Consider the following 24,858-nt stretch of genomic DNA (forward strand, 5'->3'; position numbering starts at 1 on the left):
AAGCCAATGAAGAAGCTTCGTGTTTTCAGCAAGAACTTGCAGAAATTGCGGTCCTGTCAGCATGGCGCGGTGGCGCCACTGGTCGGTGTTTGCGCCATCCTGCTGGTGGCAGCCGTGGGAGTCGCTGTCGACGTGGGTCGAGGGCAGGTGGCGCAGTCGAAGCTGCAAGCCGCGCTCGACTCAGCGGGTCTGGCGGCAGGAGCGGTGGTCAGCCAGAATCCCACTGAGGAGGAGTTGAAGCCGATCGCCGAGCAGTACCTCAAGGCCAACTTTGGCGGCAAGACGATCGACGCGGCCCTTGACGAAGACGGTTTCGTTCTTCAGCTCTCGGAAGATGAACGCGTCGTGACGTTGTCAGCCACGGCAACGATGCCGACGACCTTCATGAGGATCTTTGGCCACACGTCGATCGAAGTTGCCGCTCGATCGGAGATCACCCGCGAAATGAAAGGCCTGGAGGTGGCGCTGGTCCTGGACGTCACCGGTTCGATGGGCCTGCCCGTCTCGCCTTCGGACAGCACCCCGAAGATCTCAGTCCTCAAGGAGTCCGCGAGAAACATGATGGACATCCTGTTCGGGCAGAACAGCACCGTCGAGGATCTTTGGGTCAGCATCGTGCCGTTCTCGCATAACGTCAATATCGGCACATCCCATACGGACTGGCTGGCAGACTATGCCGGCCGTGCCGCAAAGACCAAGTGCATCGGTCCGAACAACCACGCCAACTGGTCGCACACCCACAGCGCGAGTGAGCCGGCCATGCATTACTGCCCGACCAACGGGCCGCATGTCAGCACCCGCACCAATCCGCACACGCTGGTGGACGATTGGATGATCGGAAGTCCCTCGAGCTGGTACTTTAGGCCGCACGCCTGGTCCGGCTGCGTGCTCGAGCGGTGGGCCACGGGCGACGACGTCACCGATGCATCACCGACCGATCTTCCGTTTATCACGTTCTTCTTCCCGGACACGCCAAGCACCGGGACTACCAACATCGGCTTGAACGACTGGCGGGCCGACAACGGCAACCGCCAGGTCAACAGCTCGCGCTCCGCGAACAAGGACTGCGTCACGTCGACGATCACCCCCGCCACCAACGTCAAGTCGACGATCGTGGGTGCGATCAATGCGCTTAGTGCCGGAGGCAATACACTGCTTCCGACCGGCGCCGTCTGGGGTTGGCGGATCTTGTCTCCCGAATGGCAAGGCAAATGGGGCGGCACTATGAATGCCAACGGGCTGCCACTCGACTACGAGAACGACCTGATGGACAAGGCCATGGTCTTCATGACCGATGGTAGAAACGAGATGCCTCCGTGCGCGCCAAGCAACAGCGATGGTATTCCTTGGAACCACAGTGTCATCATGACCGCCTATGGCACGCTTTGTCAGGGGAACCTGGGCACGACGAATCAAACAGCGGCAAACAACGTGCTCAATGCGAAGACGGCAGAAATCTGCGCCGCGATGAAAGAAAAGGGCATCATCATCTACACGATCGTGTTTGGCAGTGGGTCGAGCACCGAGGCCAAGGAGCTCATGGAGAACTGCGCGAGCAAGAAAGCCTACTACTATTACGCCGAGTCGGCTGCGGCCCTTGATGGTGCGTTCAGCTCCATCGGTGATTCGTTGTCGAACCTGCGCGTCAGTAAGTAGCGACGGGGCGCACAGTAACTCAGCCAGGCGGCGGCCTTCATCGGCTGCCGCTCTCTACTCACTGCCCCACACGCGCACGCGGTAGCGCAGTTCGAGCGGGTCTTCGGGGCCGGGCTGCACCGTCTGCGGCTGATCGGGAAGGCCGACGAAATCCACCTTGCGCCATGCGCTCCAGCCTTGCTCCGGGTCGGGCTTGGCAGCGAGTTCCGGGCGGAAGAGGCGATCGCGCCCGTCGGGAAAGCGGAACACCAGGAATCTCTGCGACGTGCGGTAATAGAGCTCAACCGTGCCGGACAGCACCTGCCAGTCCTCATCCAGATGCGGCGCCGAGTCATTCCAGATGCCCGGCTGCTGGTTGAGGTCGGTATCGAGCGTGATGTCGATCGCGCTCGCTTCGGGCATGGCAAAGCTCGCCGGTGCGCGCAGTTCGAACTCGAGCGAGGCGCCGGCCTCGTCATACTCCAGCCTGTGCGGAATCGAATAATACTGGATCGCCAGGCCAGCGCCCGCGATCGCCAGAATGGCAAGTAGCGCAATGCCGGCGCGCCTCAGCGTCCGTCCAATCGGCTGTTTGCCGCCGAGCCGGAGGCCAAGCCAAATGCCGCCAATGAGACCGGCAAGCCCGCCGATCGGGCCGAATCCGAAGACGGCCGCCATGCCGCGGCCACCCTCGAAATCGGAGACGCCATACCAGCCCATGACGATGTTCGAGAGAAAGGCTGCAGCGAGATATCCGACGACTGCACCGATGATACCGCCGACAATGGCCCTGAGAATGGACATGGAAGGAGTGGACTACCTCTGATCGAGCTTGATCTCGATGCGGCGGTTCCTGCGGCGGCCTTCTTCGGTGTTGCTGGTGTCGATCGGACTGAACTGGGCAAAGCCGGCCGCCGCCAGGCGGTCGGTCGGGATCCCGCGGCTGGCCAGATACTTCACCACTGACACTGCTCGCGCAGTGGAGAGCTCCCAGTTGGACGGGAATTGGGCTGAGCGGATCGGCCGGTCATCGGTATGGCCGTCGATCCGCAGCACCCAGTCGATGTCCTTCGGAATCTCCGGCAGCAGCAGAATGAGCGTGGTCGCCAGCGCGTCAAGCTTATCGCGGCCTTCCGGGCCGATCTCAGCCGAACCGCTTTCGAAGAAGACCTCGGACTGGAACACGAAGCGGTCGCCGACGATCTGGATGTCTTCGCGACTGCCCAGGATCTCGCGCAGCCGGCCGAAGAACTCGGAGCGATAGCGCGCCAGCTCCTGCACCTTGCTGGCGAGGGCGGTGTTGAGGCGCCGGCCCAGCTCGGCGATCTGGACGCCCTGGTCGCGCGCCTTGGTCTCGGCGATGTCCAGCGCCTCGCTGAGCGCCGCGATCTGCTGCCGCAGGGCCAGGATCTGCTGGTTCAGCAGCTCGACCCGTTTCTGCGCTTCGGCGGTGAGCTCCTCCTTCTCGGTCTCGTAGGTGCCGATCTTCTTCATCAGTTCGTCGCGCAAACTCTCCAAGGCGGCGACATCGGTCAGGAGCGCATTGATCTTCTCCCTGTCGGCCTCGATCGCCTTGTAGGCCTCTTCCAGCTTCTTCTGCGCTTCCGCCGTGAGGGCCTGCTGAGCCGCCGTCTGCTCCTGCGACGATTTCAACTGTCGCTGCAGATCGCCGACCTGCGCCTGCAGGGTATCGCGCTCGCCGATCACGACCACCAGCTGGTTGCGCAGCTCGTCGCGCTCGGCGGTCGATTTGGTCAGGGCGCCGGACAGCTGGTCCACCTGGGTCTTGAGGGCGCCGGTCTCTTGCTCGCGCATCGACAGGATGTCCGACAGCTCGGCGATCTGTCGGTTCAGCCTGGCCAGAGCCTCGTCGCGGCCGCTCAGAGCTTGGCTCAGGAACAGCTGGCCGATGACGAAGATCATCAGCACGAACACGATGACCATCAGCAACGTCGACAGGACGTCGACGTAGCCGGGCCAAGCCTCAACCCCGCGGTGCCGGCTTCTCGAGAGCGCCATCGGCGGTCAGTTCCTTAGTCTAACTACGCTGCTGTTCCATGCCCGCAGCAACGGCGATGGTGCGGGTCAGCAGCTTGATCTCGCTGCGCAGCTCCTGGACCGCGTTGTGGCGGCCGGCTGCGATATCGTCCGCCATGCGCGCGAGCAGGGCGTCAATGTTGCGCAAATGCGTGCGGCTGTTGGGATCGATGCCGAATCCGCCATGCTGCGCCACGTCGGCCAGCTTGGCGATCACGCTGCGCATGTCGGTCTGCGTCTCCATCAGGCGCTGCACCACCTGCTGCTGCGCGCGCAGCTGGTCGGTCAAGGCGATCATGTGGTCGGCGAGCACCTTGAAGTTGTTGCTCGCTGCCAGCCGGTCCGCCTCGGTGCGCGAGATGGTGCGCTGCAGATTATCCAGGCTCTCCGCGGTCTGCTCCAGGAGGGCTTGGATGTAGGCCGGCACCGGTTGGTCGCCTTCGATCAGCGCGCCGCCGCCGGTGAGGCGCGTTTGGCCGGAGAGCCAGTCCTCCACCTCGCCGAAGAAGCGGTTGTTCGCTTGTCCGGCCTGGAGGTCGAGATAGCCCAGCAGCAGCGAGCCCGAAAGGCCGAACAGCGAGGCGGAGAAGGCTGTCCCCATGCCGTCCAGCGGACCCTGCAGACTGTTCTTGAGGTCGTCGAACAGGGCTGCCGGATCGCTGCCCGAAAGATCGAGGCCGTGGATCGCCGCGGCAACTGCGCCGATGGTGCCGAGCAGGCCCCAGAAGGTGCCGAGCAGGCCGAGCAGGATCAGCAGCGTGATGAGATAGCGCGAGATCTCGCGGTGCTCGTCGAGCCGCGCCTGGATGCCGTCCAGCACGGAGCGCAAGGTCGTGGCGGAAAGGTTCAGGCGATTGTGATGTTTGTCCTTGACCATCGCCGACAACGGCGCCAGCAGGCGCGGATGCGCGAAGGATCCGGCGTGGCCGCCGCGCTGGAAGCTCTCGGCCCAGTTGATGTCGGTGGTGAGGCGAGCGACCTGGTAGAACACGAAGATGATGCCGACCAGCAGCACCATCAGGATGCCGCTGTTGAGCGCTGGGTTATGCAGGAACGCGGTGACGATCGGCTCCCGCAGCAGGAACACCACGCCGCCTGCCGCAATCAGGCCGACCACCATCCACAGCAGCTGCGTCGTCGGGCGGCTCATGCGCGTCCTCCCATCCCGACCTTCCCCCATAAGGGCGGAAGGGGATCTTTGAAGGGGGTCGGCACTGTCTGTCGCTCGTGGGCGCAGCCCAACTGCGATTTCCTTGTGTCGTTGTGAAAAATTGACGCGACGCCGGTCACGAATTCGCCGGAACGATGTCGACACGGTCCGCCGGCTGCCCTTCGGACTTCAGGCCGAGCGCGCGCACGTCCATGCGCGTCGTCCTGATGTCCTTCTTGAACAGGTACTGGCGGATGTTGATACAACGCTGCAGCGCCTTGCGCCGCGCCTTGCTCTCCGTCTCCTCGTTGCCGCTGGCATAGCACTTGATCTGGATCCGCATCTCCTCGTCGGCTTGCATCTGAGCCGCCAGATCGTCAAGCGCCGCATTGGCCTCGACCGGCACGTCGTTGAGGTCGACGGGGAACACGATGCGGATGCCGCCCTGCGGAATGGGCGGAGCAGGCTGGCTGTTGTCTGGATCCGGCTCGGGCGCGGCAGCGGTCTCCTCGATCGCCTGATCGTCAGTCTCCGCACTGGCTGCGTCGTTTTCGGCCGGCGGTGTCTCAGCTGGCGGCGTCTCGGCGGGCGGCGTCTCAGCAGCGGCTGTCTCTGCGGGTGGAGTCTCAGCGGGCGGTGTTTCGGCGGGCGGCTCCTGAGCCGCCTGCTCTTGCGCCGGTTGCTCTTCAGCCGGCTGCACGACTGCTTCTTCTGTCACCGGCGGTTCGGACACTGGCGGTTCGGACGCTGCCGTCTCGGCGGGCGGTATCTCTTGCGCCGGCGCCTCGGCGATGTCGGGTGGCGCGGGAGTCTCAACGATCGGCGATTCGGTCGGCGCATTCGCGTTCACGCCCGGCGCCGGCGCGGGCGGCGTCGGATCGGGCATCGGCACCGTCTCGGGCATTTCGGACGGCTCGGTCGGTGGGGTCACGGCCGCCACCTTGCTGCGCGGGGTTCTAGGCTGCATGAGTTGGATCGGGGCGAGCGGCCGACCATCGGGCCCGACGGTCGTCAGCACGCTGGTCGGTGCGCCGGACGGCAGTGCTGCGTAGGGTGCGACAGGTTGCGGGTGGCCATAAGCTCCGTAAGGCGGCAGGGCCGTCGTGACGCCGTAAGCACCGGCGGGCGGTGCATAGCCGGGTATGAATTGCGACTGCGGTTGTCCGGGGGGTAACGCTTGCGCACCATTTGGTGCCGGCTGGCCGGCAAGGGTATTCAGCGCACCATAGTCCACAACGACGTTATTGGAGGCGCCGGAATAGGTCTGGGCCACGGCGTCCGAGCCAGCGGCATCCCATAGCAGGCCCACGGCCGACAGCAGCGCTGCGGACAGAATCGGTAGGCCGCCAGCAGCGTGCCTGCGCCAGTTCCGGTTCATCGTGTAACCCCTGGACATTTATATTTAATTCAGCCTCACCCGAGCCGCAGTGCGACAGCCGACGGACTATACCCGATCAGAAAACGCTCCCACAACCGGCTTTGGTCCCTGGTTTTGGGCGTCAATGCGGCTTCAACAGGCTCTGGATCGGGGCGTGCAGCAGACCATTGGTGGCCAGAATCGAGCGGCCGTGTAGCATGGTCTGCCCGCCCTTCAGGTCGGACACATAGCCACCGGACTCGCGTACCAGCAGGATGCCGGCCGCGACGTCCCAAGCGGCCAACCCTTCTTCCCAGAACGCGTCGTATCGGCCCGCCGCGACATAGGCCAGGTCGAGCGCCGCTGAGCCGAAGCGGCGAACGCCGGCGGTTTCGCGCATGGCGAATTCAAGCTGCCGAGTGAAGATCGCAGGATCGCCATGGCCGCGGAACGGGATGCCGGTCGCCATCAGGCTGTCGCCCAGCGCCTTGCGGCCGGACACGCGCAGGCGCCGGTCGTTCATGAAGGCACCGCCGCCTTTCTCCGCCACGAACATCTCGTCCTTGATCGGATCGTAGATCACGCCCGCGATCACCTCGCCAGCCTTCTCCAGCGCGACCGAGATCGCGAAATGCGGCAGGCCGTGCAGGAAATTGGTGGTGCCATCCAGCGGATCGATCAGCCAGCGATGCTCCGGATCGGTGCCCGCATGGGCGCCGCTCTCCTCGGCCAGGAAGCCGAAGGTCGGACGGGCCTTCGACAGCTCCTCGCGCAGGATGCGCTCGGACTTGTGATCGGCGTTGGAGACGAAATCGGACGGGCCTTTCTGCGAGACCTGCAGCTGCTCGACCTCCCCGAAATCGCGCTTCAGGGCACGTGCCGCCTTGTCGACGGCTTTGGTCATGACGTTGAGAATGGCCGAGCGCGGCGTCATTCGAAGATCCAGTTCAGGCGTTCAAACAGCAGAAAGAAAGGAAAGCGCGTTCAGTCCCCAGGGTTAGTCCTTGGCGCGCTCGACGTATGTGTTATCGGCGGTATTCACCACGATACGCGTGCCGGACTCGATGTGCGGCGGCACCATCACGCGTACGCCGTTCTCCAGCTTCGCCGGCTTGTAGGAGGACGAAGCGGTCTGTCCCTTCACCACCGCATCGGCTTCCACGATGGTCATGGTGACCGTCTCCGGCAGCTCGACCGAGATCGGGGAGCCTTCGTAGCTCTCGAGCGTGACGACCATGCCCTCCTGCAGGAACACCGCCGGATCGCCGATCAGATCCCCATTGAGCGTGATCTGCTCGAACGTGTTCTGGTCCATGAAGGTGTATTCATCGCCCGAAGAGAACAGGAACTGATAGGGATGCTCGTCCAGCCGCACGCGCTCGACCGTCTCGGACGAGCGGAACCGCTCGTTCAGCTTGGTGCCGTCGCGGATGTCCTTGAGCTCGACCTGCAGATAGGCGCCGCCCTTGCCGGGCTGGGTGTGCTGCGTCTTGACCGCGCGCCAGAGCCGGCCCTGGTGCTCGATGATATTGCCGGGCTTAATGGCGTTGCCGTTGATTTTCATGGGATGAACCCGTCGGACCCTTCATGAGTGTGGGAAAAATCGGCGCGGAACCTAGCAAAGCGGCCGGGCAGAGTAAACCCGCTGCCGGTCTGCGGGCCCTTCGGTATGCTGGCTCGGATAGGCTTGTATTGTCAGCGACTTACCAGCCGTATCATGTCGGGTGGGCATTTCGCGCGCCAGCGCCCCCGCAGTTCCGCATGCGGGAGCGTTCGTCTCATCGCGCAGCCCAGCGTAGTAGTCTCGGGCCGATCAGGCCTCCAAGTGCCACGAACAAGGCGGCTGCGCCGAGATTCCAAACCAGGATCATGATGGTCGCGTCGATCTCATGAAACAGCGACAAAGCTGTCGCGGTGATGGCCGCGACTGCCAGACTGCCCATCAGCGCAGTCGCCCCGGGTCGCAGAGGCGCGGCATGCCGCAGCATCATCCCCAGCACTAGCGAGAGAGGTAGGCTGGTCAGCGCGAGCGTGGCAAAGCATCGCGCCGTTTCGCCCAGCGCGATGCCCCCGGGGCCAAGATGGACCCAGTCAGTCAAGCACTGATAGCCGATGGTCGAGAACCAGAGGACCACGGCCGGCGCCGGCAGGAGCGGCCAGAAGCGCGACCGGTCCGGAAGGCTCACCATGAACGCCGAGATCGTCGCCAATATACCGGTCAGCAACGTCGCAGCTATTGCAATCGCGAAGATCGGATCGCGCAGCCGTTCCAGGAGGTCGTTGCGGATGCCCTGACTGACCGCGAGCAGGCCGACCACAAGAGCAGCGACCAGCAGCCAGAAGGCCGCGCGGGTCAGCGGCGGGCGAAGGCGCCGGACGGGCGTCGCGCTTGCGGCGAGCGCGTTGATCAGGTCGGGCGTCGCAATCATGCGTCCTCGCTCCGACCAGCGAGAATCCGGCGCAGGCCTTTGAGCGCCCGGTGGGTTGCCACCTTCAGGGATGCTATCGACGTTCCGCTCACGGCCGCCGCTTCCTTCAAAGACATCTGCTGGAGCTTCAACAGCTTGATGGCTTGGCGCTGCGCCGGAGGGAGGCTCTCGACAGCCGCCCGCAAGGCACGCCTGTCGGAGCTTGCCTCATCGATGTTCGTTGGACGTGCCGGAAAGGTTTCATGCCTTGGCTCCATGGCCGTTTCGCGGGATCTGGTACGCCCTCGGCGACGCAGCCAGTCGACGATCCGCCGATGGGCAATGGCAACCAGCCAAGGCCCAAAGGGCCGGCGTGGATCGTAGGTATCGCGGATCGCATGAATGGTGAGCAATACGTCCTGGACGGCTTCCTCGACGTCGCTTGGATCGCGTGACATCCGCACGGCAAGGGAGCGCACGTAAGGCGCGACTTGCTCCAGGAGCCGCCGGTACGCTCCGCTATCGCCTGCCTGTGCCCGCGCCATGAGGTTGGACCAGTCGCTTTCCTTGGCAGTCGCCTCGGCACCCGAGCCGAACTGGGAGCGCCCTAAATCCTGCCCGGCGGACGGCGGGGATTCTACAAGAGCAAGGGGCGGGGGACGACGACTCCGTTCCGGAGGCATTCACGCAGCTCCTTCTTGCGGAACTGACCTCATTTTCCCACTCCGACGGTCCCTGGGACATCAACAAAGCGTGACATCAATAGTTGGCAGGTCCCGTAACCTTCCTCTTTGCCGTGTCGAAGCTCTGGGAGTCGGTCTCAATTCGAGACGTGTAGCAAGGGAGGAATGTCATGAATCGTCGCGCATTCGCTACGTCCGTACTCTCGACCGCCGTCGGGCTCGCCTTGACCATGCAAGCGCTTCCGGCCCACGCGCAGGAGTCGGGCGATGTGCCACAGGTCGTCAAAGACAACATGGCCCGGATGGAGGCCCAGAACCTCGAAAAGTGCTATGGCATCAACGCGGTCGCAAAGAACGACTGCGCCGAAGGGACGCATTCCTGCGCCGGCCAGTCCACCCAGGCGCGAGACCCCCAATCCTTCGTCCTGCTGCCTGCAGGCACTTGCAGCAAAATCGAGGGCGGCAAGACGTCGGCCAGCTAGGCACGAGAACGCGGTTGGTTGCTCGAGCAGCCATGAGAGACCTGAAACGCAACTCGATTCCCGCCGGGGCGGGGATCGGGTTGCGATTTCAGCACCACCAGGCCGTGCTGAACGACCGGCCAGATGTCGCCTGGTTCTGGCGGAGGACGATTCCGCACACGCCCAAATCGATCTGAGCGCCAGAGCTGTCTGGCTGCTGGTGGAGCGGCTCGTCACAGGCGTCGAGGTCACGCGCATGGAAGAGCCCGCATGGCGCTTCCTATCGGCGCTCTGCGCTGCTCGGCCGCTTGATGACGCGATCAAAGCCACGCGCGGGATCGAAATGAGTGGTGCATTGGCCGAGCATTTGGTTGCCGGGCGCTTCGTCGGCTTCGCGTCGAGCGATCGGGCGTGCACAGTTCATCCATTGGAGGTCACCCCATGAACAACTCGACCGCATCGATATCGCGGCGCTCGTCCCTGCTTGACGCCGGCAGGCGGGTCGTGAACTGGCTCGAAGCCATCCCCTACGCGCTGCTGGCGATCCCGCTGCGCGTGGCCGTTGCGACCGTCTTCTGGAATTCGGGGATGACAAAGCTTCCGAACTGGCACATGACGGTCGCCCTCTTCACGGATGAATACAAGGTTCCGCTGCTGCCGCCGCAGGTGGCGGCCTACATGGCGGCGACGATCGAGTTGACGACCCCCGCCATGCTGGTCCTCGGCCTTTTCACACGACCGGCAGCGGCCGTCCTGTTGGGCATGACCGCTGTCATCCAGATATTCGTCTATCCGATGGCCTGGCCGACACACATTCAATGGGCAGCCATGCTCTTTGTCCTGCTTGCGCGGGGTCCGGGGAAACTGTCGCTTGACTGGCTGATCTGGCGTCACCTGCTTGGGCGCACCTGATGCAGGGCGGTCGCGACCTTTCTGTTACCGGAAATGCGGATCGCGCTGGAGAGGCGGCGTCTCTTCGGACAGCGCGGCCTTGACACCCATCAGCTTGGCAGGCTTGAGCCCGATGCGGCGGCAAATGCCGAGCGTCAAGTCGGCGCGGTTCAGCGTGTAGATGTGGAACTCGTTGATGCCCGAGGCCTGCAGCGCGCGCATCTGCTCTGTCGCCACCATGGCAGCGACCAGGCGGCGGGTGTCTGGATCTTCGTCCAGTCCATCGAACAAATCGGCCAGCCAGTCGGGCACGCCGGCGCCGCACATCGCGGCGAAGCGCGTCATCTGCGCGAACTGCGTCACGGGGAGGATGCCCGGCACGATCGAGCCGTGCACGCCCGCCGCCGCTGCGCGATCCAGGAAATCAAGATAGGTCTGATTATCAAAGAAGAACTGCGTGATGGCGCGATCCGCGCCGGCGTCGAACTTGCGCTTCAGATTCTCGATGTCGGAGTGCGGCGAGTTCGCCTGCGGATGAGTCTCCGGATAGGCCGCGACGCTGATCTCGAAATCCGCGATGCGCTTGATGCCGGCCACCAGCTCCACCGCGTTGGCGAAGCCGTCGGGATGCGGCTCGTAATTTCCACCGGCCGGCGGATCGCCGCGCAGTGCCACGATGTGGCGGATGCCCGCCGCCCAGTAGCGACGCAGCAGATCCTCGATCTCCACCCGGCTCTGGCCGACGCAGGTGAGGTGCGCGGCGGGACGCAGATGGGTCTCCGCAAAGATGCGCGTGACCGTCTCGAAGGTCTTGTCGCGTGTGCTGCCGCCGGCTCCGTAGGTGACCGACACGTAGTCGGGTAGCAAAGGCTCCAAAGCGCGGATCGCCGCCCACAACTGCGCCTCGGCAGCCGGCGTCTTGGGCGGGAAGAACTCGAAGCTGACGGCCGGCCTGGGCGCCCGCGGCGACGTCATTCTGTGCACGGCCTCCGGAACCGTTCAGACTGCGGTCCTAGAAACGGCGAGCTCAAGGAAAAAACCGTCGCTTCCAGGCTGATCGCTTGGTAGCGGAATTAGCAGCCCCTGACAACGCCTAAACCCAGGACCGATGAGCGCCTGAAGGCGACTCAGAATCCTTGGGGTCAGCGGGCAACAGTTCCGATCAACAGCGCCGCCACCTGTCGGGACGGCAAGGGAATCGGCGGCAGTACTGGCCGGCAGCGCGCAGTTCACCGGCGTGGGTTTGTCATCGTCGCCGTGGAGGTCACGTGCTGCATAGCAATGCTGTATTGTTCAACCTAGTGCGATCGATATACCGGAAAGGAATAAGTGCTCTTCCAAGGTCTACAGCCCTATCTAAGGTTATTACTTTGCAGCCCCACCATACTTCAGTATTGGTGCGTAACCATCCGACTATTCAGCGTTCCTTAACATCATCACCACAGACTTCCCCATACGGGACGCGCTTACGTGTTCGCTCCCGAAATGAGGGACCATCATGCACAACATCTCACGTTCAAGCTTGATGATCGGTGGTGCGCTCAGCCTCTGCTGGGTCGCGGGCATGGCGGCAGCGGATACGCAACTCGCCGCGACTGATGCGGCCGGTGGCGATCTCGCCGCGATGAAGAAGCTCTATCAACGGCCGACCGAAATTCCGTTCCCGGCAGACAATCCCTACACGCCTGCGAAGGCGGAGCTTGGCAAAACCTTGTTCTTCGATCCGCGCCTGTCGCGCTCCGGCGTGCAGGCCTGTGTCTCCTGCCACAATCCCAGCTTCGGTTGGGAGGACGGGCATACCACCGCCGTCGGCGAGAACATGCTTGTCCTGGGCCGCAACTCGCCGACCATCATCAATCGCGCCTGGGGCGAGATCTTCTTCTGGGATGGCCGGGCCGCGTCGCTGGAGGAGCAGGCAACGGGTCCGATCACGGCACCGGGCGAGATGAATATGCCGATGGACGTGCTGATCGAGAAGCTGAAGGGTATTGCCGGCTATCAGCGGAAGTTCGGGCAGGTATTCCCGGGCGAGGGCATCACGGAAAGGAACATCGCCGCCTCGATCGCGACGTTCGAGCGCACCGTCGTTTCTGCGGAAGCGCCGTTCGATCGCTGGATCGCAGGTGATGAGAAGGCGATCAGCGAGGATGCGAAGCGCGGATTCATCCTGTTCAACACCAAGGCGAACTGCGCCAGCTGCCACTCCGGCTGGACGTTCACCGACGACAGTTTCCACGACATCGGTTTGCCGGCGACCGACGACATCGGCCGCGCCAAGATCGTGCCGGGCGTGCCGGAACTGGAATACGCGTTCAAGACGCCCGGCCTGCGCAACATCGATCAGCGCGCGCCTTACATGCATGACGGATCGATGACGACGCTGGAAGAGGTTGTCCAACACTATGTCGATGGCGGCATCCAACGCCCGAGCCTCGACCCCGATATGAGGCCGATCGCGCTGAGCGATCAAGAGGTCAAGGAGCTGGTCGCCTTCATGCACACCCTGACCGGGCAGGATCGGCCGATGACCCTGCCAGTGCTGCCGTAAACCACACCAAGAAGACAGAGGATGAGCCTCATATGAGACTGACCGCCATCATACTCGCTGCTCAGGCCGCGCTGTGCGCCACCGCGATCCAAGCGTCGGCGGAGGAAGTCGCCGTCGGGCAGGCCGGCAAGATGTTCAATCCCGACACCTTGCAGATCAAGGCCGGAGACAGCGTGAAGTTCACCAACGACGACAAGGTCGCGCACGCGGTCCTGGTCGAGGGACCCGTCGTCACCAATGTCGGCCAGATCAAGATCGGCGAGGCGAAGTCGGTCAGCTTCAGCCAAGCCGGCACCTATGAAGTGAAGTGCGCCATCCATCCGAAGATGAAGTTGACCATCACCGTGCAATAGGTCGAAGCACGAAAGGCGTCGCCATGTCCATCCGCATCAAACTGCTGATTGCCTGCCTTGTCCTGCTCGGCGTGTTCGTCGGGAAAGGCTTCTATGCGCAGCAGACGGTCAATTCCCTCGGCAACCTCGCCGCCGACATGTATGACGGGCCGGTCATGTCGGTGAACTATGTCCAGCTCGCCGCGCGCGGGTTCGAGGCCGCCAGCGATTTCCTGAAGACGACCACGCAATTCGACAACCGCGTCGATTGGCAGCAGGCGGCGCCGCAATTCAACACCCGGATCAACGAGCTGCTGGAGAATCTCTCCGTAGTGAGGGAACGAGCCGTCTCGGCAGAGTCGCGCATCAAGGTCGACGAAGCGACCGGCATCATCAGCCAGTGGCGCGACGCCGCGATCGCCCGCCTTGGCGGAGAGGGGAACGGCACCACCAAGATCCTCGACGATAATCATATGGCTGCGCTGCAGGACAAGGCGACGGCGACGCTCGATGAGCTGACGGAGATGATCCTGGCCGATGGCTATTCCGCGCGCGAAGCCGCAACGAACACCGTTGCGCTCGCGGCCCGAGAGGAATGGATGATCACCGGTGGCATTGCGGTGGCGATCCTCGCTGTGTCGTGGCTGCTGGCGGCGATGATCCTGCGGCCCCTGAAGAAGGCCATGGATGCCGCTAAGACGATTGCGGCGGGCAACCTCGACACGGAGATCAAAGCCCGCCTCAACGATGAATTCGGCGCGCTCCTGAATGCGCTCGAGGCAATGCGGGCCGAATTGCGCAAGCAGCGTGACCAGGAAACCGAAGCCGCGCACCGGCAGGCCACCGACGCTGCCGCCAAGGCCGAGCGCCAGCAGCGCATCGACAGCATGAGCGCCACCTTCGCTGAGCGCGTCGAGCAACTGATGCAGGGCGTTTCCAAGGCTTGCACCATGCTCAACGAGACGTCGCAGCAGATGGACGGATTGGCGAGCCGCACCAGTACCATCGCAGTCGACGCCAAGCAGAATGCAGAGCAGGCGAGCGGCAGCGTCGAAGTCATTTCCAACGCGACCGAACAGCTCTCCGGCTCGATCGACCAGATCGCCGATCTGGTCGGCAAATCCGCCAACATCAGCAACGAGGCGGTGTCCCGGATGAACGAGACCTCGAAGACCGTGAGCGCGCTCAATGATATGTCCCTGAAGGTCGGCGAGGTGGTCGTCCTCATCCGCTCGATCGCAGAGCAGACCAACCTACTGGCGCTCAATGCGACGATCGAGGCGGCACGCGCCGGCGAGGCGGGACGGGGCTTTGCCGTGGTGGCGCAGGAAGTGAAGGCGCTGGCGACCCAGACCGCGCGGGCGACCGAAGAGATCGAGGCGCAGGTCCAATCAATGCAGGCCGCCTCCGGCAGCACCAACCAGGCGTTCCAGAACTTTGTCGAGATCGTGGGGAAGATCAGCGCGATGGCAGGCGATGTGTCCCGCGCCGTCAGCGAGCAGAGCCAGTCGACCCGCGAGATCTCGCAGAACGCCACCACGACCGCGAGTGGCGCCAACCAGCTGTCCGCCACCATCAGCGATCTGGGCGAGGCCTCCCAGCAGACCGGTCAGGCCTCGTCCCGCGTCATGAGTGCGACGCGCGAAGTGTCCGAGCAAACGCGCCTGATCAACGACGAGATCATGCGCTATGTGCGCGAGATGCGGTCGGCTTAGGACGCAGCACCGACCTTCGGGACTCCCTGTTCGTCATGGTTGTGCATGGCACGACCATCCACGAGTTTGCTTCAATTTGCTGGGTTCTTCCCCACAAAACCTCGTGATGGTCGGACCAAGTCCGACCATGGCGGTTTAATCTAGGATGCCGGCGGCGAAATAAAGTCCGCGTACGCTCGCAGCCGCTCAGCCTCGATCGGCGCACCCATCAGCGCGACGATCGGCGTCGTCATCATCTCGAACCACCAGCCCAGCAGGCCCTCGGCCGCTTCGAGATTGTCGGCGCCGACGTGCACGGCGACGTAGTCGGCACCGTCCTCCGCCGCCACCATGCAGGCGTGGCGCTCGAGCGGACACTCGGCGCCGAGCACCAGACCGTCCCCCAGTTTCGCGCGCGCGGCCCGCACGCGCGCGGCATCGGTCAAATGCACGCCGTCGGCTTGCAAGGCTGCGCGACGGTCTACGTCATCGATGATGAGAGCCGGGCGATCCGCAGCCTGGATGCGCTGGACCGCGGACCGGGCGATCGCGTCAGGCAAGCCGGCGGGCAGCAACAGGCTCGCTGTCTCCGGATCCCTGAGCGCGCTCATGAGCGCATCCTCGAATCCAGGTCCCGCCGGCAAGCGGACGAACAGACGGCACTTGTGAGGCTCGCTCAATCCTTGCTCTGATAGATCTTGATCAGGCCGTCGAGCAGCTTCAGCGCTTCGCCGCGCGGGCGCTGGAAGGTGTTGCGGCCGATGATCGAGCCGTTGCCGCCGCCATCGCGGATGGCGCGCGCCTCTTCGAAGATGCCTTCCTCGCCCTTGGCGGCACCGCCGGAGAAGACGACAATGCGCCGCCCATTGAAGCAGGCCTGCACGACGTGGCGGATGCGGGCCGCGGCGCTCGCAATGTCGATGCGCTCCTTTTCATAGATTTTTTTCGCTTCCGGCTGCTCCAGGAAGTCCGTCGGCGGCTTCACCTTGATGATGTGGGCGCCGAGCAGTGCCGCCATATGCGCGGCATAGGCGCAGATGTCCATCGCCGTCTCGCCTTCCTTGGACAGGGCTTCGCCGCGCGGGTAGGACCAGATCACCACGGCGAGGCCGACGGACTTCGCTTCCTCGGCCAGCTCGCGGATCTCCTGCATCATCTCGAAGGCATATTCGGAGCCTGGATAGATCGTGAAGCCGATCGCCGAGCAGCCGAGGCGCAGCGCATCGCCGACTGAGCCGGTGATCGCCTGGTCCTTCGCCTTGGCGAGGGAATTGGAGGAATTGACCTTGAGGATGGTCGGGATCTGCCCCGCATAGGTACCGGCGCCGGCTTCTATCATGCCGAGCGGCGCGGCATAAGCATTAAGGCCCGCTTCGATCGCCAGCTCAAAATGATAGTGCGGATCATAGGCCGGCGGATTGGGCGCAAAGCTGCGCGCAGGCCCATGCTCGAATCCCTGGTCGACCGGCAGGATGACCAGCTTGCCCGTGCCGCCGAGGCGCCCCTGCATCAGGATGCGGGCGAGGTTGGCCTTGGTGCCGGGGTTGTCGCTCTCATAGTGCGAGAGAATTTTCTGAACTGCGGGGGTGAGCTTCATGAAGGATTCCTCGTAAGGCCAAAGGCGGATCTAGGGCGTATCCGGGGCATATCAACGCTCGAAGTGCGGAAAGGGTTCATACCGCACCCGCGGATGGCTTTTCAATGCAGCCTTGCAGCGCCCCAAAGCTCTTGCCAGGATGCGGGCGCGCTGCGGCCAGTCGCACGCAAAACGTTGGGGAAAAAGGAAATATTTCCATGACGCGTGCGATTCGCGTGGGGCTCGTGCTGGGCTGCCTGCTTGTGACAATTGTGACATCCGTTGCGGCGCGCGCGGACGATGCAGTCCTGCTTTTCACGGGCAAAGTGCCGGGCGGCGAGGTAACGCTGACACGCGATGACATCGCCAAGCTTCCCCAGCGCACGCTGACGGAGCAACCGACCAGCTTTCCCGAGCCCATCGCGTTCAAGGGTCCCTCGCTCGCCGATGTGCTAGCTCTGGCCGGGGCGACCGGCGGATACATCACGCTGACGGCCGCTGACGATTACCAGGTGGACATTACCGCCGACGAGATGAAGACGTTCAATCCCATCCTGGCCATCGAGAAAGAGGGAGTCCGAATGGCGCCGGACGATTTCGGTCCGTTCTTCGTAATGTGGCCGTTCAAGGAGAAGCCGGAGATCGACAACGAAGCGTTCCAGGCCAAGGCGATCTGGAGCGTAGTAAAGGTCGAGATCAAATGAACGATCAAAGCTGGCGTTGGATCTGGCTGCCGGACCTGGGCGAAGGGGTGGAGCAGTTCACGTTTCACTCGAGTCCTGTGGGATACGATGCGCGCGGGAGTGTTGCTGCGACGCTGGAGGGTGCGGCGCTCAACGCCAGATATCTGGTTGAGACCGATGTGGCATGGCGCACACGCCGCGTTCGCGTTGCCATAAAAGGCGGGAGGCTGCTCGAAATATTCTCCGACGGCGCGGGGGATTGGTCCCGGGGAGATGGCGAAGCGTTGCCGGAGCTCGATGGCTGCCTAGATCCGGACATCTCGATGACGCCTTTCACCAACACGCTGGCGATCCGCCGCCTGGGGCTAAAGATTGGTGAGTCGGCGGAGATCGAGGTCGCCTACATCCTCGTCCCTGAACTAGGCTTGCGCGCCGCGCCGCAGCGCTACACCCGCGTCGCCGACCGGCTATGGCGGTTCGAAGGGCTCGACATCGACTTCACAGCGGATATCGCCGTGGACGAAAGCGGGTTCGTGGTGGATTACCCTGGGCTATTCAAGCGCAGCGTATGACCGCAGCCGAAAGGGAAACCTAGCGCCCATCAAGGCCTGGGTTGCGCTTCGCCTTTGCCCGGCTGCCCTCAACAGTTTAAAAAGGAATATAAGCGCGCCGCATGTCGCGGCCGGCTTGGGGGCACAGTGGTCATTTCAATGGTAAAGCCTAGCGCGCCGATCAGAGCGTGGATTGCCCCAGTGGGCATCGTGATTATCGGTGGGCTGCTGTCCTGCCTGGCTTTCTGGTTCGCCGACCGGGCCGAAGATCGGCGCGTCATGGCCATGCTGGAGTTCCGCGCCGATTGGCGGGCGCGCGATCTGGAGGCCAAGGTGCGGCTAGCCGGAAACCCGGTCGAGAATATCGCGATCGTGATGGCCGCGAACCCGGTGATAGGCCCCGACGAGTTCAAGCGCGTCGCGGTCCGCGCGCGGCATGACCTGGAGCATGTGAATTCTTTGCAATGGGCACCGCGCGTCGAACGGGAGAGGATCCCGTCGTTCGAATTGGAGGCGCGCGCGCTCGGTCTTTTGGATTATCGCGTCTTCGACGTCACACCGGATTTTCAGCCGGAGCCTATCTCGGACCGTCCAGAATATTTCCCGGTGCTGTTCGATGAGCGGTTCCAGGGCAGCCGGCACGTGCTTGGCCTGGCGCTTGGCAAGCACGCAGGCCGGCGCATCCCGATGGAAAAGGCACGCGATGAAGGGCGCCCGATCGCGACCTTGCCGGTTCGACCCGTGGGGCCCATGTCCGACAAGCTTGTGTATCTGATCTTCTGGCCCGTCTACGACGGCATCACCGTGCCCACGACCGTCGAGGAGCGTCGCGTCAATCTGCGCGGCTACGCGATCGGGAACTATGATCTGGTTGCCTTCCTGACCGCAGCCCTGGACAACACGCCGGCCCTGATCGCCGATCTGCATTTCGTTCTGCAGGGTGAACACCGGCACGGGGCTCCGGAGGAGGCGTCGGCCCACTATTCGATCAACCAGGGAAAGATCACACTGGGCGCGGGAGAAAGTCCGCCGGAGCCTGCGGTGCGGTTGGTGCGGGAGTTCACGGTGCTCGACCAGCACTGGGATATCATCTTCGATTTCGCGCCCTCTACCGTTTCAAATCTCCGTTCCGCGGACCCCTTCGGCTGGTTGCTTGCGGGACTGCTGCTGACCGCCTCCGCGGCATTCTACGTCGCGCGCGAGAAGAACCGCAGGCAGGTGATCGAGGAGCTGGTGGCACAGCGCACCGCCGAACTGCAGCGTACCAGCGAGCAATTGCACCAAGCGCAAAAGATGGAGGCCATCGGCAACCTGACCGGTGGGATGGCCCACGACTTCAATAACCTGCTGGCAATCGTGATCGGGAATCTCGATCTGCTGCAAGACCGTGTGAAAAATAACCCGGAGGCGATGGCGCTTTCCGAGGCTGCGCTGCAGGCCAGCCTGCGCGGCGAGGAGCTCACGCGCCAGCTGCTCGCTTTTGCGCGGCGCCAGCCGCTTGAGCCGCGCGTCACGGACGTCAACCAACTGGTCCTCGGGATGACGCGCCTGCTCGAGCGGATACTCGAGGAGAACATTGAAGTCGTAGTCACGACGACACCGGATGTCTGGCCAGTCCTCATCGATGCCGCGCAGCTCAACGCCGCGATCGCCAACCTGGCGACCAACGCGCGCGATGCGATGCCCAAGGGTGGCCGCCTGACCATCGAGACGAAGAGCGCTCACTTGGATGAGGACTATGTCGCCCTCAACCCAGACGTCCAGCCTGGTGATTATGTCTTGATCGAGGTCTCGGACACCGGCGTCGGCATGTCACCTGAGACCCTGTCCCAGGCTTTCGAACCCTTCTTCACCACTAAGCCAGCGGGGCATGGCACTGGCCTGGGACTGAGCATGGTGTTCGGCTTCGTGAAGCAGTCCCGCGGGCACGTCAAGATCTACAGCGAACCGGGGCAGGGAACGACCGTGCGGCTCTATCTGCCGCGAGCCGAAGGCAGTCCTGCGGTCGCCCAGGCGCCGGCGCCTGAGCCGGCGACCCAGTCGGAGAGGCGCGAAACCATCCTGGTCGTCGAGGACGACGCCGACGTTAGGCGCGTCGTAATCCGCCAGGTGTCCGAACTCGGCTACGCCGTTCTCGAGGCGGCCAACGCGCAGGCGGCGCTGGCGATCCTGGGAGACCAGGACAAGGTCGTCGACCTGCTCTTCACCGACCTAGTCATGCCGGGCGGAATGAACGGGGTTGAGCTCGCGCAAGCAGCGAAGGCACTTCGGCCAGGCCTTCGGGTGCTCTTTACCTCGGGCTACACCGGCAACACGCTGCGCAGCAGCGACCGGATTCCGGACGATGCGCCATTCCTGAGCAAGCCCTACCGGAAGCACGAGTTGGCAGAGAAACTCCGACAGGTGCTGCCGGCTTGAGGTGCGTTATCCGAGGGCACCAGCTTTGCGGATGACATTGTTTCCCCTAATTGGCCGTGAGCTCGGCACCGACCTGTTGCGCAATGTCGCGGAGCGCTTTCGCAGATTCAGGATGGCCGCTGAAGCGGATGCGCTGGACCCCTTCGACCAAGGCGGCGTGTGCCAGGTCGGCGCGCGAACCGCAGTCCAGCGTGAGCGTGAAGGCAACGCCGGGAAATTCCGCCTTGAGGGTGCGATTCAGCTCGGCGAACCACAGCACGCCATAAATGCTTGCGGCGTCGGGCGGGCTTTCCAGCTCCACCACGACGCCGCTTGATCTTGCCGCTTCGAGGGCGGCGCGTGCTTCGGGCAAGGATGCGATGACGATGGAAGTCATCGCATCCCCGTTGCTTATCCGAGCTTGCCCATCGCGACGGCCGTGTCGGCCATGCGGTTGGAGAAGCCCCACTCGTTGTCGTACCAGGACATCACGCGCACGAAGGTGCCGTCGATCACCTGGGTCTGCAGCAGGTCGAAAGTCGAGCTGCTGGGATTGTGGTTGAAGTCGCTGGAGACCAGCGGTTGGTCGTTGGTGGCGAGGATGCCCTTGAGCGGGCCGTTGGCCGCCTCGACGATCGCCGCGTTGACCGCTTCCTTGGTCACGCTCTTCTTCGGCACGAACTTGAAATCGACCAGCGAGACGTTCGGCGTCGGCACGCGGATGGAGGTGCCGTCCAGCTTGCCCTTGAGCTCCGGGATCACGAGGCCGATCGCCTTGGCCGCGCCGGTGGTGGTGGGGATCATGTTGAGCGCCGCGCCGCGGGCGCGATAGAGATCTTTGTGCAGCGTATCCAAGGTCGGCTGGTCGCCCGTGTAGGAGTGGATCGTCGTCATGTAGCCATGCTCGATCCCGAAGGCGTTGTGCAGCACGTGGACGACCGGCGCCAGGCAGTTGGTGGTGCAGGACGCGTTGGAGACGACGGTGTGGCCCTTCTCCAGCTTCTGGTGGTTGACACCATAGACGACAGTGAGGTCGACCTCCGTGCCGGGCGCGGAGATCAGCACACGCTTGGCGCCGGCAGCGAGATGCGCGGCGGCCTTGTCCTTGCTGGTGAAGAGGCCGGTGCATTCCAGCGCGATGTCAACGCCGAGATCTTTCCACGGCAGCTTGGAGGGATCGCGCTCGGCGGTCACCTTCATGAAACCGCGGCCGACATCCATCTGCTCGCCCTTGGTCTTGACCTCGCCGGGGAAGCGTCCATGCACGGTGTCGTAGCGGAAGAGATGCGCGTTGGTCTCGACCGGACCGAGGTCGTTGATGGCGAGCACGTCAATATCCTTGCGGCCGCTTTCGATGATCGCGCGCAGAACCAGGCGACCGATGCGGCCGAAACCGTTGATGGCGACTTTGACTGTCATGCCTTCCTTCTCCTGATTTGGCCTAGAGCTTCGCCTTGACGGCGTCGACAATTGCTCCAGCGGTAATTCCGAAATGCTTGTAAAGTTCCGCCGCCGGTGCTGAGGCACCGAAGCCGGTCATACCGATGAAAATGCCAGCGCTGCCGATATAACGCTCCCAGCCGAAGGAGGCCGCCGCCTCGATGCCGACACGCAAGCCGTCGCCCAGCACCTCGCGGCGATAGCTCTCCGGCTGCTCCTCGAACAACTCCCAGCAGGGCAGGGAGACGACGGCGGTGCCGATGCCCTGCGCTTCCGCCATTTCGCGCGCCTCCACCGCGACCGACACTTCCGAGCCGGTGGCGATCAGCGTCACCTTGCGTGCGTTCTTCGCTGGGCGGATGACGTAGCCGCCGCGCGCGCAATGATTAGCGACAGCGGCGTCGGCGCGCAGATGGGGCAACGCCTGGCGCGTCAAGGCGAGGATCGAGGGGCGATTCTTCTGGCTCAGCGCCAGGGCCCAGCATTCAGCCGTCTCCATCGTATCCGCCGGGCGGAACACCAGCAGGTTCGGCATCGCGCGCAAGGCGGCGAGATGCTCGATCGGCTGGTGCGTCGGCCCGTCTTCGCCGAGGCCGATCGAGTCATGAGTCATCACGTAGATGACGCGCTGATGCATGATCGCGGCGAGCCGGATCGACGGCCGGCAATAGTCGGTGAAGACGAGGAACGTGCCGCCGAACGGAATAATGCCGCCATGCAGCGCGAGGCCGTTCATGGCCGCCGCCATCTCGTGCTCGCGGATGCCGTAGTAGATGTAGCTGCCGCCGTAGGCGCCGGCCTTGATCGGCGCCGCGCTCTTGGCCTTGGTGTTGTTGGAGCCGGTCAAGTCCGCCGAGCCGCCGATCAGCTCCGGCATAATTGGCACCAGAGCCTCGATTACCTTCTGGGAGGATTGGCGGGTGGCGATCTTCGGCGCTTCCGCCGCGATCGCGGTCTTCAGCTCATTGACCGTGCTCGCGAAATTCGCGGGCAGTTCGCCCGTGATGACGCGATCGAACTCGGTGCGATGCGCGCTCGCATCGTGGCGCTTGGTCCAGGCAGCATAATCGGCGGCGCCGCGCTGGCCGGCCTTGGCCCAGGCCGCGCGGATCGCATCCGGCACCACGAATGCCTCATGCGGCCAGTCGAGCTTCTGCCGCGCGCCCGCAACCTCGTCCTTGCCGAGTGGCGAGCCGTGGGTCGCAGCGGTGCCGGCCTTGGCCGGCGCGCCGTAGCCGATGGTGGTCTTGCAGGCGATCATGGTCGGCCGGTCGTGGGTCTTGGCCGCAGCCAGTGCCGCGGCGACGGCGTCCGTGTCGTGGCCGTCCACCTGCAGGGTCGCCCAGCCGGCGGCCTGGAAGCGGGCGATGTGGTTCTCCGAGGTGGAGAGCGAGGTCGGTCCGTCGATCGAGATCGAGTTGTCGTCCCACAGCACGATGAGCTTGTTGAGCTTCAGGTGCCCGGCGAGGGAGATCGCTTCCTGGCTGATGCCTTCCATCAGGCAGCCGTCGCCCGCCAGCACATAGGTGTAGTGATCGACCAGATCGTTTTCGAAGCGGGCGTTCAGAATGCGCTCCGCCAGCGCAAAGCCGACCGAATTGCCCAAGCCCTGGCCCAGCGGACCGGTGGTGGTTTCGATGCCGGCGGCAAAGCCGTATTCCGGATGGCCTGCCGTCTTGCTGCCGAGCTGGCGGAAACGCTTCAGCTCATCCAGCGTCACTTCCCGATAGCCGGTCAGATGCAGCAGGGAATAGAGCAGCATCGAGCCGTGGCCGGCCGACAGGATGAACCGGTCGCGGTCCGGCCAGTGGGGATGCTGCGGATCATATTTCAGGAATTGTGTGAAAAGGACGGTCGCCACATCCGCCATGCCCATCGGCATGCCGGGATGGCCGGAGGCGGCCTTTTCCACCGCGTCCATGGAGAGGGCGCGGATGGCATTCGCCATATCCCGCAGCGATACCTCGGATTGCACCGAACTTGTAGCGGTGGCAGCGTCCATTTTGGATCCCAAAAGCTGGCGAAAGTGCGGCGCACCATGCCGCCCAGCCGTTCCCTGGTCAACAGCAGAAACCCCTGCGAGTCCCCGCTGCGCTGACATGACGCGAATCCAAGGATTTGGCGCCTTCCATTGACGTTCTGCGTGATCGCGGGTTTAATTTCCCCAAAGCGTGCCGGGATACCAGGTCGAGTCTGGCTAACCGGCATTTCACACAGGGACATGAAAGAGGCCGGCACGATGAGCCAGCTCGATCTCGCAATCAACCGCCTGGACGCCGCCATGGCGCGGCTCGATGCGGCAGTGGCCGAAAGCGCGGCGCGCGGCGCCAAGGACAAGGAGCTGCTGGAGCACGAACTCGCCATCTTGCGCCAGACCTATGACCTGCTGCAGACCGAGGCGCGCATCGTTGCCGATCAGCTGGACGACGTGATCGATCGGTTGGGCGATGTGGCCCAGGTCGAAGCCGTCGGCCAGAGCTAAGCCATTCGAGGTGGAATCCATGCCGACTGTCACCATCCTGCTGAACGGCCGAAATTACGACATCGCCTGCGGCCCCGGCGAAGAGGCGCGGGTACAGGAAGTCGCGGAGCGGCTGCGCGACCGGATGGAGGGTATTTCCCGCTCGCTTGGAAATGCCCAGGAGAATTTCCTGTTCGCGGTGACCGCCCTCCTGCTAGCAGACGAGCTGGAGCAGCGGGAGAAGGAGCTGAACACTGCCCGCGAGCAGCTCAGGGACGCCGCCCAGCACCGCGAGATCAACCTGGCCAGCACGCTGGAGCGTCTGGCCGGCCGGATCGAGGCTATTGCCGCCCGGCTGGAAGCCGCCTAAATAAACCCCGGGCGGATTGCTGCCGGGTGCGACAGGACCAAGTATCCCTGGGGCCATACGTCACCTCTAGGGAGCTGTCCCTACCGAGATCGTGGTCTCGGCACACGGCACCCACCTGCTGAGTGCAGGCCTTAGAGGATCATGCGTGCCATCGGCCCATGTGGCACCGCCCACCCAACCCGGA

At 63.8% G+C, this 24,858-nt stretch carries 26 protein-coding genes and 1 other RNA gene; 13 read left to right on the top strand and 14 right to left on the bottom strand.

Going from position 1 to position 24,858, the window contains the following annotated elements:
- Window positions 1-6 precede the first annotated feature (6 nt).
- Window positions 7-1,656 (top strand): pilus assembly protein TadG-related protein, encoded by a 1,650-nt coding sequence (locus DTX69_RS13865; RefSeq protein WP_119302140.1) that lies wholly within the window; start codon window positions 7-9, stop codon window positions 1,654-1,656.
- A 54-nt stretch (window positions 1,657-1,710) separates the two neighbouring features.
- Here the strand turns inward: DTX69_RS13865 and DTX69_RS13870 are convergent, their stop codons facing one another.
- From DTX69_RS13870 to DTX69_RS13905, 8 genes are all read right to left on the bottom strand, one after another.
- Window positions 1,711-2,439: a hypothetical protein gene (locus tag DTX69_RS13870; RefSeq protein ID WP_119302141.1), complete on the bottom strand. Its 729-nt coding sequence runs from the start codon at window positions 2,437-2,439 to the stop codon at window positions 1,711-1,713.
- Between the two features lie 12 nt (window positions 2,440-2,451).
- Window positions 2,452-3,654: a peptidoglycan -binding protein gene (locus DTX69_RS13875; RefSeq protein WP_119302142.1), complete on the bottom strand. Its 1,203-nt coding sequence runs from the start codon at window positions 3,652-3,654 to the stop codon at window positions 2,452-2,454.
- A gap of 19 nt (window positions 3,655-3,673) precedes the next feature.
- Window positions 3,674-4,822 (bottom strand): flagellar motor protein MotA, encoded by a 1,149-nt coding sequence (locus tag DTX69_RS13880; RefSeq protein WP_119302143.1) that lies wholly within the window; start codon window positions 4,820-4,822, stop codon window positions 3,674-3,676.
- Window positions 4,823-4,958: 136 nt separating this feature from the next.
- Window positions 4,959-6,200, bottom strand: a complete 1,242-nt coding sequence (locus DTX69_RS13885) for a hypothetical protein (protein ID WP_119302144.1) — start codon at window positions 6,198-6,200, stop codon at window positions 4,959-4,961.
- 121 nt (window positions 6,201-6,321) lie between these two features.
- The gene (locus tag DTX69_RS13890; protein WP_119302145.1) at window positions 6,322-7,113 is read right to left on the bottom strand and encodes an inositol monophosphatase family protein; all 792 of its coding nucleotides are present in this window, start codon (window positions 7,111-7,113) and stop codon (window positions 6,322-6,324) included.
- 63 nt (window positions 7,114-7,176) lie between these two features.
- The gene (gene efp, locus DTX69_RS13895; protein ID WP_119302146.1) at window positions 7,177-7,743 is read right to left on the bottom strand and encodes an elongation factor P; all 567 of its coding nucleotides are present in this window, start codon (window positions 7,741-7,743) and stop codon (window positions 7,177-7,179) included.
- Window positions 7,744-7,957: 214 nt separating this feature from the next.
- The gene (locus DTX69_RS13900) at window positions 7,958-8,608 is read right to left on the bottom strand and encodes an NrsF family protein (RefSeq protein ID WP_119302147.1); all 651 of its coding nucleotides are present in this window, start codon (window positions 8,606-8,608) and stop codon (window positions 7,958-7,960) included.
- Entirely contained in the window at window positions 8,605-9,270 is a 666-nt protein-coding gene (locus tag DTX69_RS13905; RefSeq protein WP_119302148.1) for an RNA polymerase sigma factor, read from the bottom strand. Before DTX69_RS13905 ends, DTX69_RS13900 begins: the two co-directional genes overlap by 4 nt.
- A 170-nt stretch (window positions 9,271-9,440) precedes the next feature.
- On the opposite strand from DTX69_RS13905, the gene DTX69_RS13910 reads away from it, so the two are divergent.
- The 3 genes from DTX69_RS13910 to DTX69_RS13920 all read left to right on the top strand — a co-directional run bounded on the left by DTX69_RS13910 (window position 9,441) and on the right by DTX69_RS13920 (window position 10,643).
- Entirely contained in the window at window positions 9,441-9,752 is a 312-nt protein-coding gene (locus DTX69_RS13910) for a BufA1 family periplasmic bufferin-type metallophore (RefSeq protein WP_119302149.1), read from the top strand.
- A 235-nt stretch (window positions 9,753-9,987) separates the two neighbouring features.
- Window positions 9,988-10,176, top strand: coding sequence for a hypothetical protein (locus DTX69_RS13915; protein ID WP_162917159.1), 189 nt, complete (start codon window positions 9,988-9,990; stop codon window positions 10,174-10,176).
- Complete coding sequence (locus DTX69_RS13920) at window positions 10,173-10,643, top strand: DoxX family protein (protein WP_119302151.1); 471 nt, start codon at window positions 10,173-10,175, stop codon at window positions 10,641-10,643. The genes DTX69_RS13915 and DTX69_RS13920 overlap by 4 nt, the downstream gene beginning before the upstream one ends.
- Before the next feature lie 24 nt (window positions 10,644-10,667).
- Here the strand turns inward: DTX69_RS13920 and metF are convergent, their stop codons facing one another.
- Window positions 10,668-11,597: a methylenetetrahydrofolate reductase [NAD(P)H] gene (gene metF, locus DTX69_RS13925; protein WP_119302152.1), complete on the bottom strand. Its 930-nt coding sequence runs from the start codon at window positions 11,595-11,597 to the stop codon at window positions 10,668-10,670.
- A gap of 523 nt (window positions 11,598-12,120) precedes the next feature.
- Here metF and DTX69_RS13930 point away from each other — a divergent pair.
- Genes DTX69_RS13930 through DTX69_RS13940 form a run of 3 tightly spaced genes read left to right on the top strand, consistent with a single transcriptional unit; the run spans window position 12,121 to window position 15,217 of the window.
- Window positions 12,121-13,170: a cytochrome-c peroxidase gene (locus DTX69_RS13930; RefSeq protein WP_119302153.1), complete on the top strand. Its 1,050-nt coding sequence runs from the start codon at window positions 12,121-12,123 to the stop codon at window positions 13,168-13,170.
- Window positions 13,171-13,202: 32 nt separating this feature from the next.
- A complete protein-coding gene (locus DTX69_RS13935) occupies window positions 13,203-13,523 on the top strand; it encodes a cupredoxin domain-containing protein (RefSeq protein WP_119302154.1) in 321 nt (106 codons plus the stop codon).
- A 23-nt stretch (window positions 13,524-13,546) separates the two neighbouring features.
- On the top strand, window positions 13,547-15,217 hold the full coding sequence (locus tag DTX69_RS13940; RefSeq protein WP_119302155.1) for a methyl-accepting chemotaxis protein: 1,671 nt from the start codon (window positions 13,547-13,549) through the stop codon (window positions 15,215-15,217).
- Window positions 15,218-15,357: 140 nt separating this feature from the next.
- Here the strand turns inward: DTX69_RS13940 and DTX69_RS13945 are convergent, their stop codons facing one another.
- Window positions 15,358-15,807, bottom strand: coding sequence for a thiamine phosphate synthase (locus DTX69_RS13945; protein ID WP_119302341.1), 450 nt, complete (start codon window positions 15,805-15,807; stop codon window positions 15,358-15,360).
- A gap of 65 nt (window positions 15,808-15,872) precedes the next feature.
- Window positions 15,873-16,793 (bottom strand): class I fructose-bisphosphate aldolase, encoded by a 921-nt coding sequence (locus tag DTX69_RS13950; protein WP_119302156.1) that lies wholly within the window; start codon window positions 16,791-16,793, stop codon window positions 15,873-15,875.
- Window positions 16,794-16,990: 197 nt separating this feature from the next.
- Here DTX69_RS13950 and DTX69_RS13955 point away from each other — a divergent pair, with 197 nt between their 5' ends.
- From DTX69_RS13955 to DTX69_RS13965, 3 genes are all read left to right on the top strand, one after another.
- On the top strand, window positions 16,991-17,476 hold the full coding sequence (locus DTX69_RS13955; RefSeq protein WP_119302157.1) for a hypothetical protein: 486 nt from the start codon (window positions 16,991-16,993) through the stop codon (window positions 17,474-17,476).
- The gene (locus DTX69_RS13960; RefSeq protein ID WP_119302158.1) at window positions 17,473-18,027 is read left to right on the top strand and encodes a putative glycolipid-binding domain-containing protein; all 555 of its coding nucleotides are present in this window, start codon (window positions 17,473-17,475) and stop codon (window positions 18,025-18,027) included. Before DTX69_RS13955 ends, DTX69_RS13960 begins: the two co-directional genes overlap by 4 nt.
- 180 nt (window positions 18,028-18,207) lie before the next feature.
- A complete protein-coding gene (locus tag DTX69_RS13965) occupies window positions 18,208-20,424 on the top strand; it encodes a CHASE domain-containing protein (protein ID WP_162917160.1) in 2,217 nt (738 codons plus the stop codon).
- Window positions 20,425-20,470: 46 nt separating this feature from the next.
- On the opposite strand, the gene DTX69_RS13970 is transcribed toward DTX69_RS13965, so the two are convergent.
- The 3 genes from DTX69_RS13970 to tkt are packed head-to-tail and all read right to left on the bottom strand — an operon-like array spanning window position 20,471 to window position 23,845.
- The gene (locus tag DTX69_RS13970) at window positions 20,471-20,800 is read right to left on the bottom strand and encodes a hypothetical protein (RefSeq protein ID WP_119302160.1); all 330 of its coding nucleotides are present in this window, start codon (window positions 20,798-20,800) and stop codon (window positions 20,471-20,473) included.
- Between the two features lie 14 nt (window positions 20,801-20,814).
- On the bottom strand, window positions 20,815-21,822 hold the full coding sequence (gap, locus tag DTX69_RS13975; RefSeq protein ID WP_119302161.1) for a type I glyceraldehyde-3-phosphate dehydrogenase: 1,008 nt from the start codon (window positions 21,820-21,822) through the stop codon (window positions 20,815-20,817).
- A gap of 22 nt (window positions 21,823-21,844) precedes the next feature.
- On the bottom strand, window positions 21,845-23,845 hold the full coding sequence (gene tkt, locus DTX69_RS13980; RefSeq protein WP_284735762.1) for a transketolase: 2,001 nt from the start codon (window positions 23,843-23,845) through the stop codon (window positions 21,845-21,847).
- A gap of 237 nt (window positions 23,846-24,082) precedes the next feature.
- Here tkt and DTX69_RS13985 point away from each other — a divergent pair, with 237 nt between their 5' ends.
- From DTX69_RS13985 to ssrS, 3 genes are all read left to right on the top strand, one after another.
- Window positions 24,083-24,325 carry a hypothetical protein gene (locus tag DTX69_RS13985; RefSeq protein WP_162917161.1) on the top strand — a complete coding sequence of 81 codons (243 nt, stop codon included), beginning with the start codon at window positions 24,083-24,085 and terminating at the stop codon, window positions 24,323-24,325.
- Between the two features lie 19 nt (window positions 24,326-24,344).
- Window positions 24,345-24,674, top strand: coding sequence for a cell division protein ZapA (locus DTX69_RS13990; protein WP_162917162.1), 330 nt, complete (start codon window positions 24,345-24,347; stop codon window positions 24,672-24,674).
- Window positions 24,675-24,687: 13 nt separating this feature from the next.
- Window positions 24,688-24,845: non-coding RNA, 6S RNA (gene ssrS / locus DTX69_RS13995), on the top strand.
- Window positions 24,846-24,858 lie beyond the last annotated feature (13 nt).

This window comes from Dongia deserti (genome assembly GCF_003574735.1).
GTDB classification, from domain to species: Bacteria; Pseudomonadota; Alphaproteobacteria; order Dongiales; family Dongiaceae; genus Dongia_A; species Dongia_A deserti.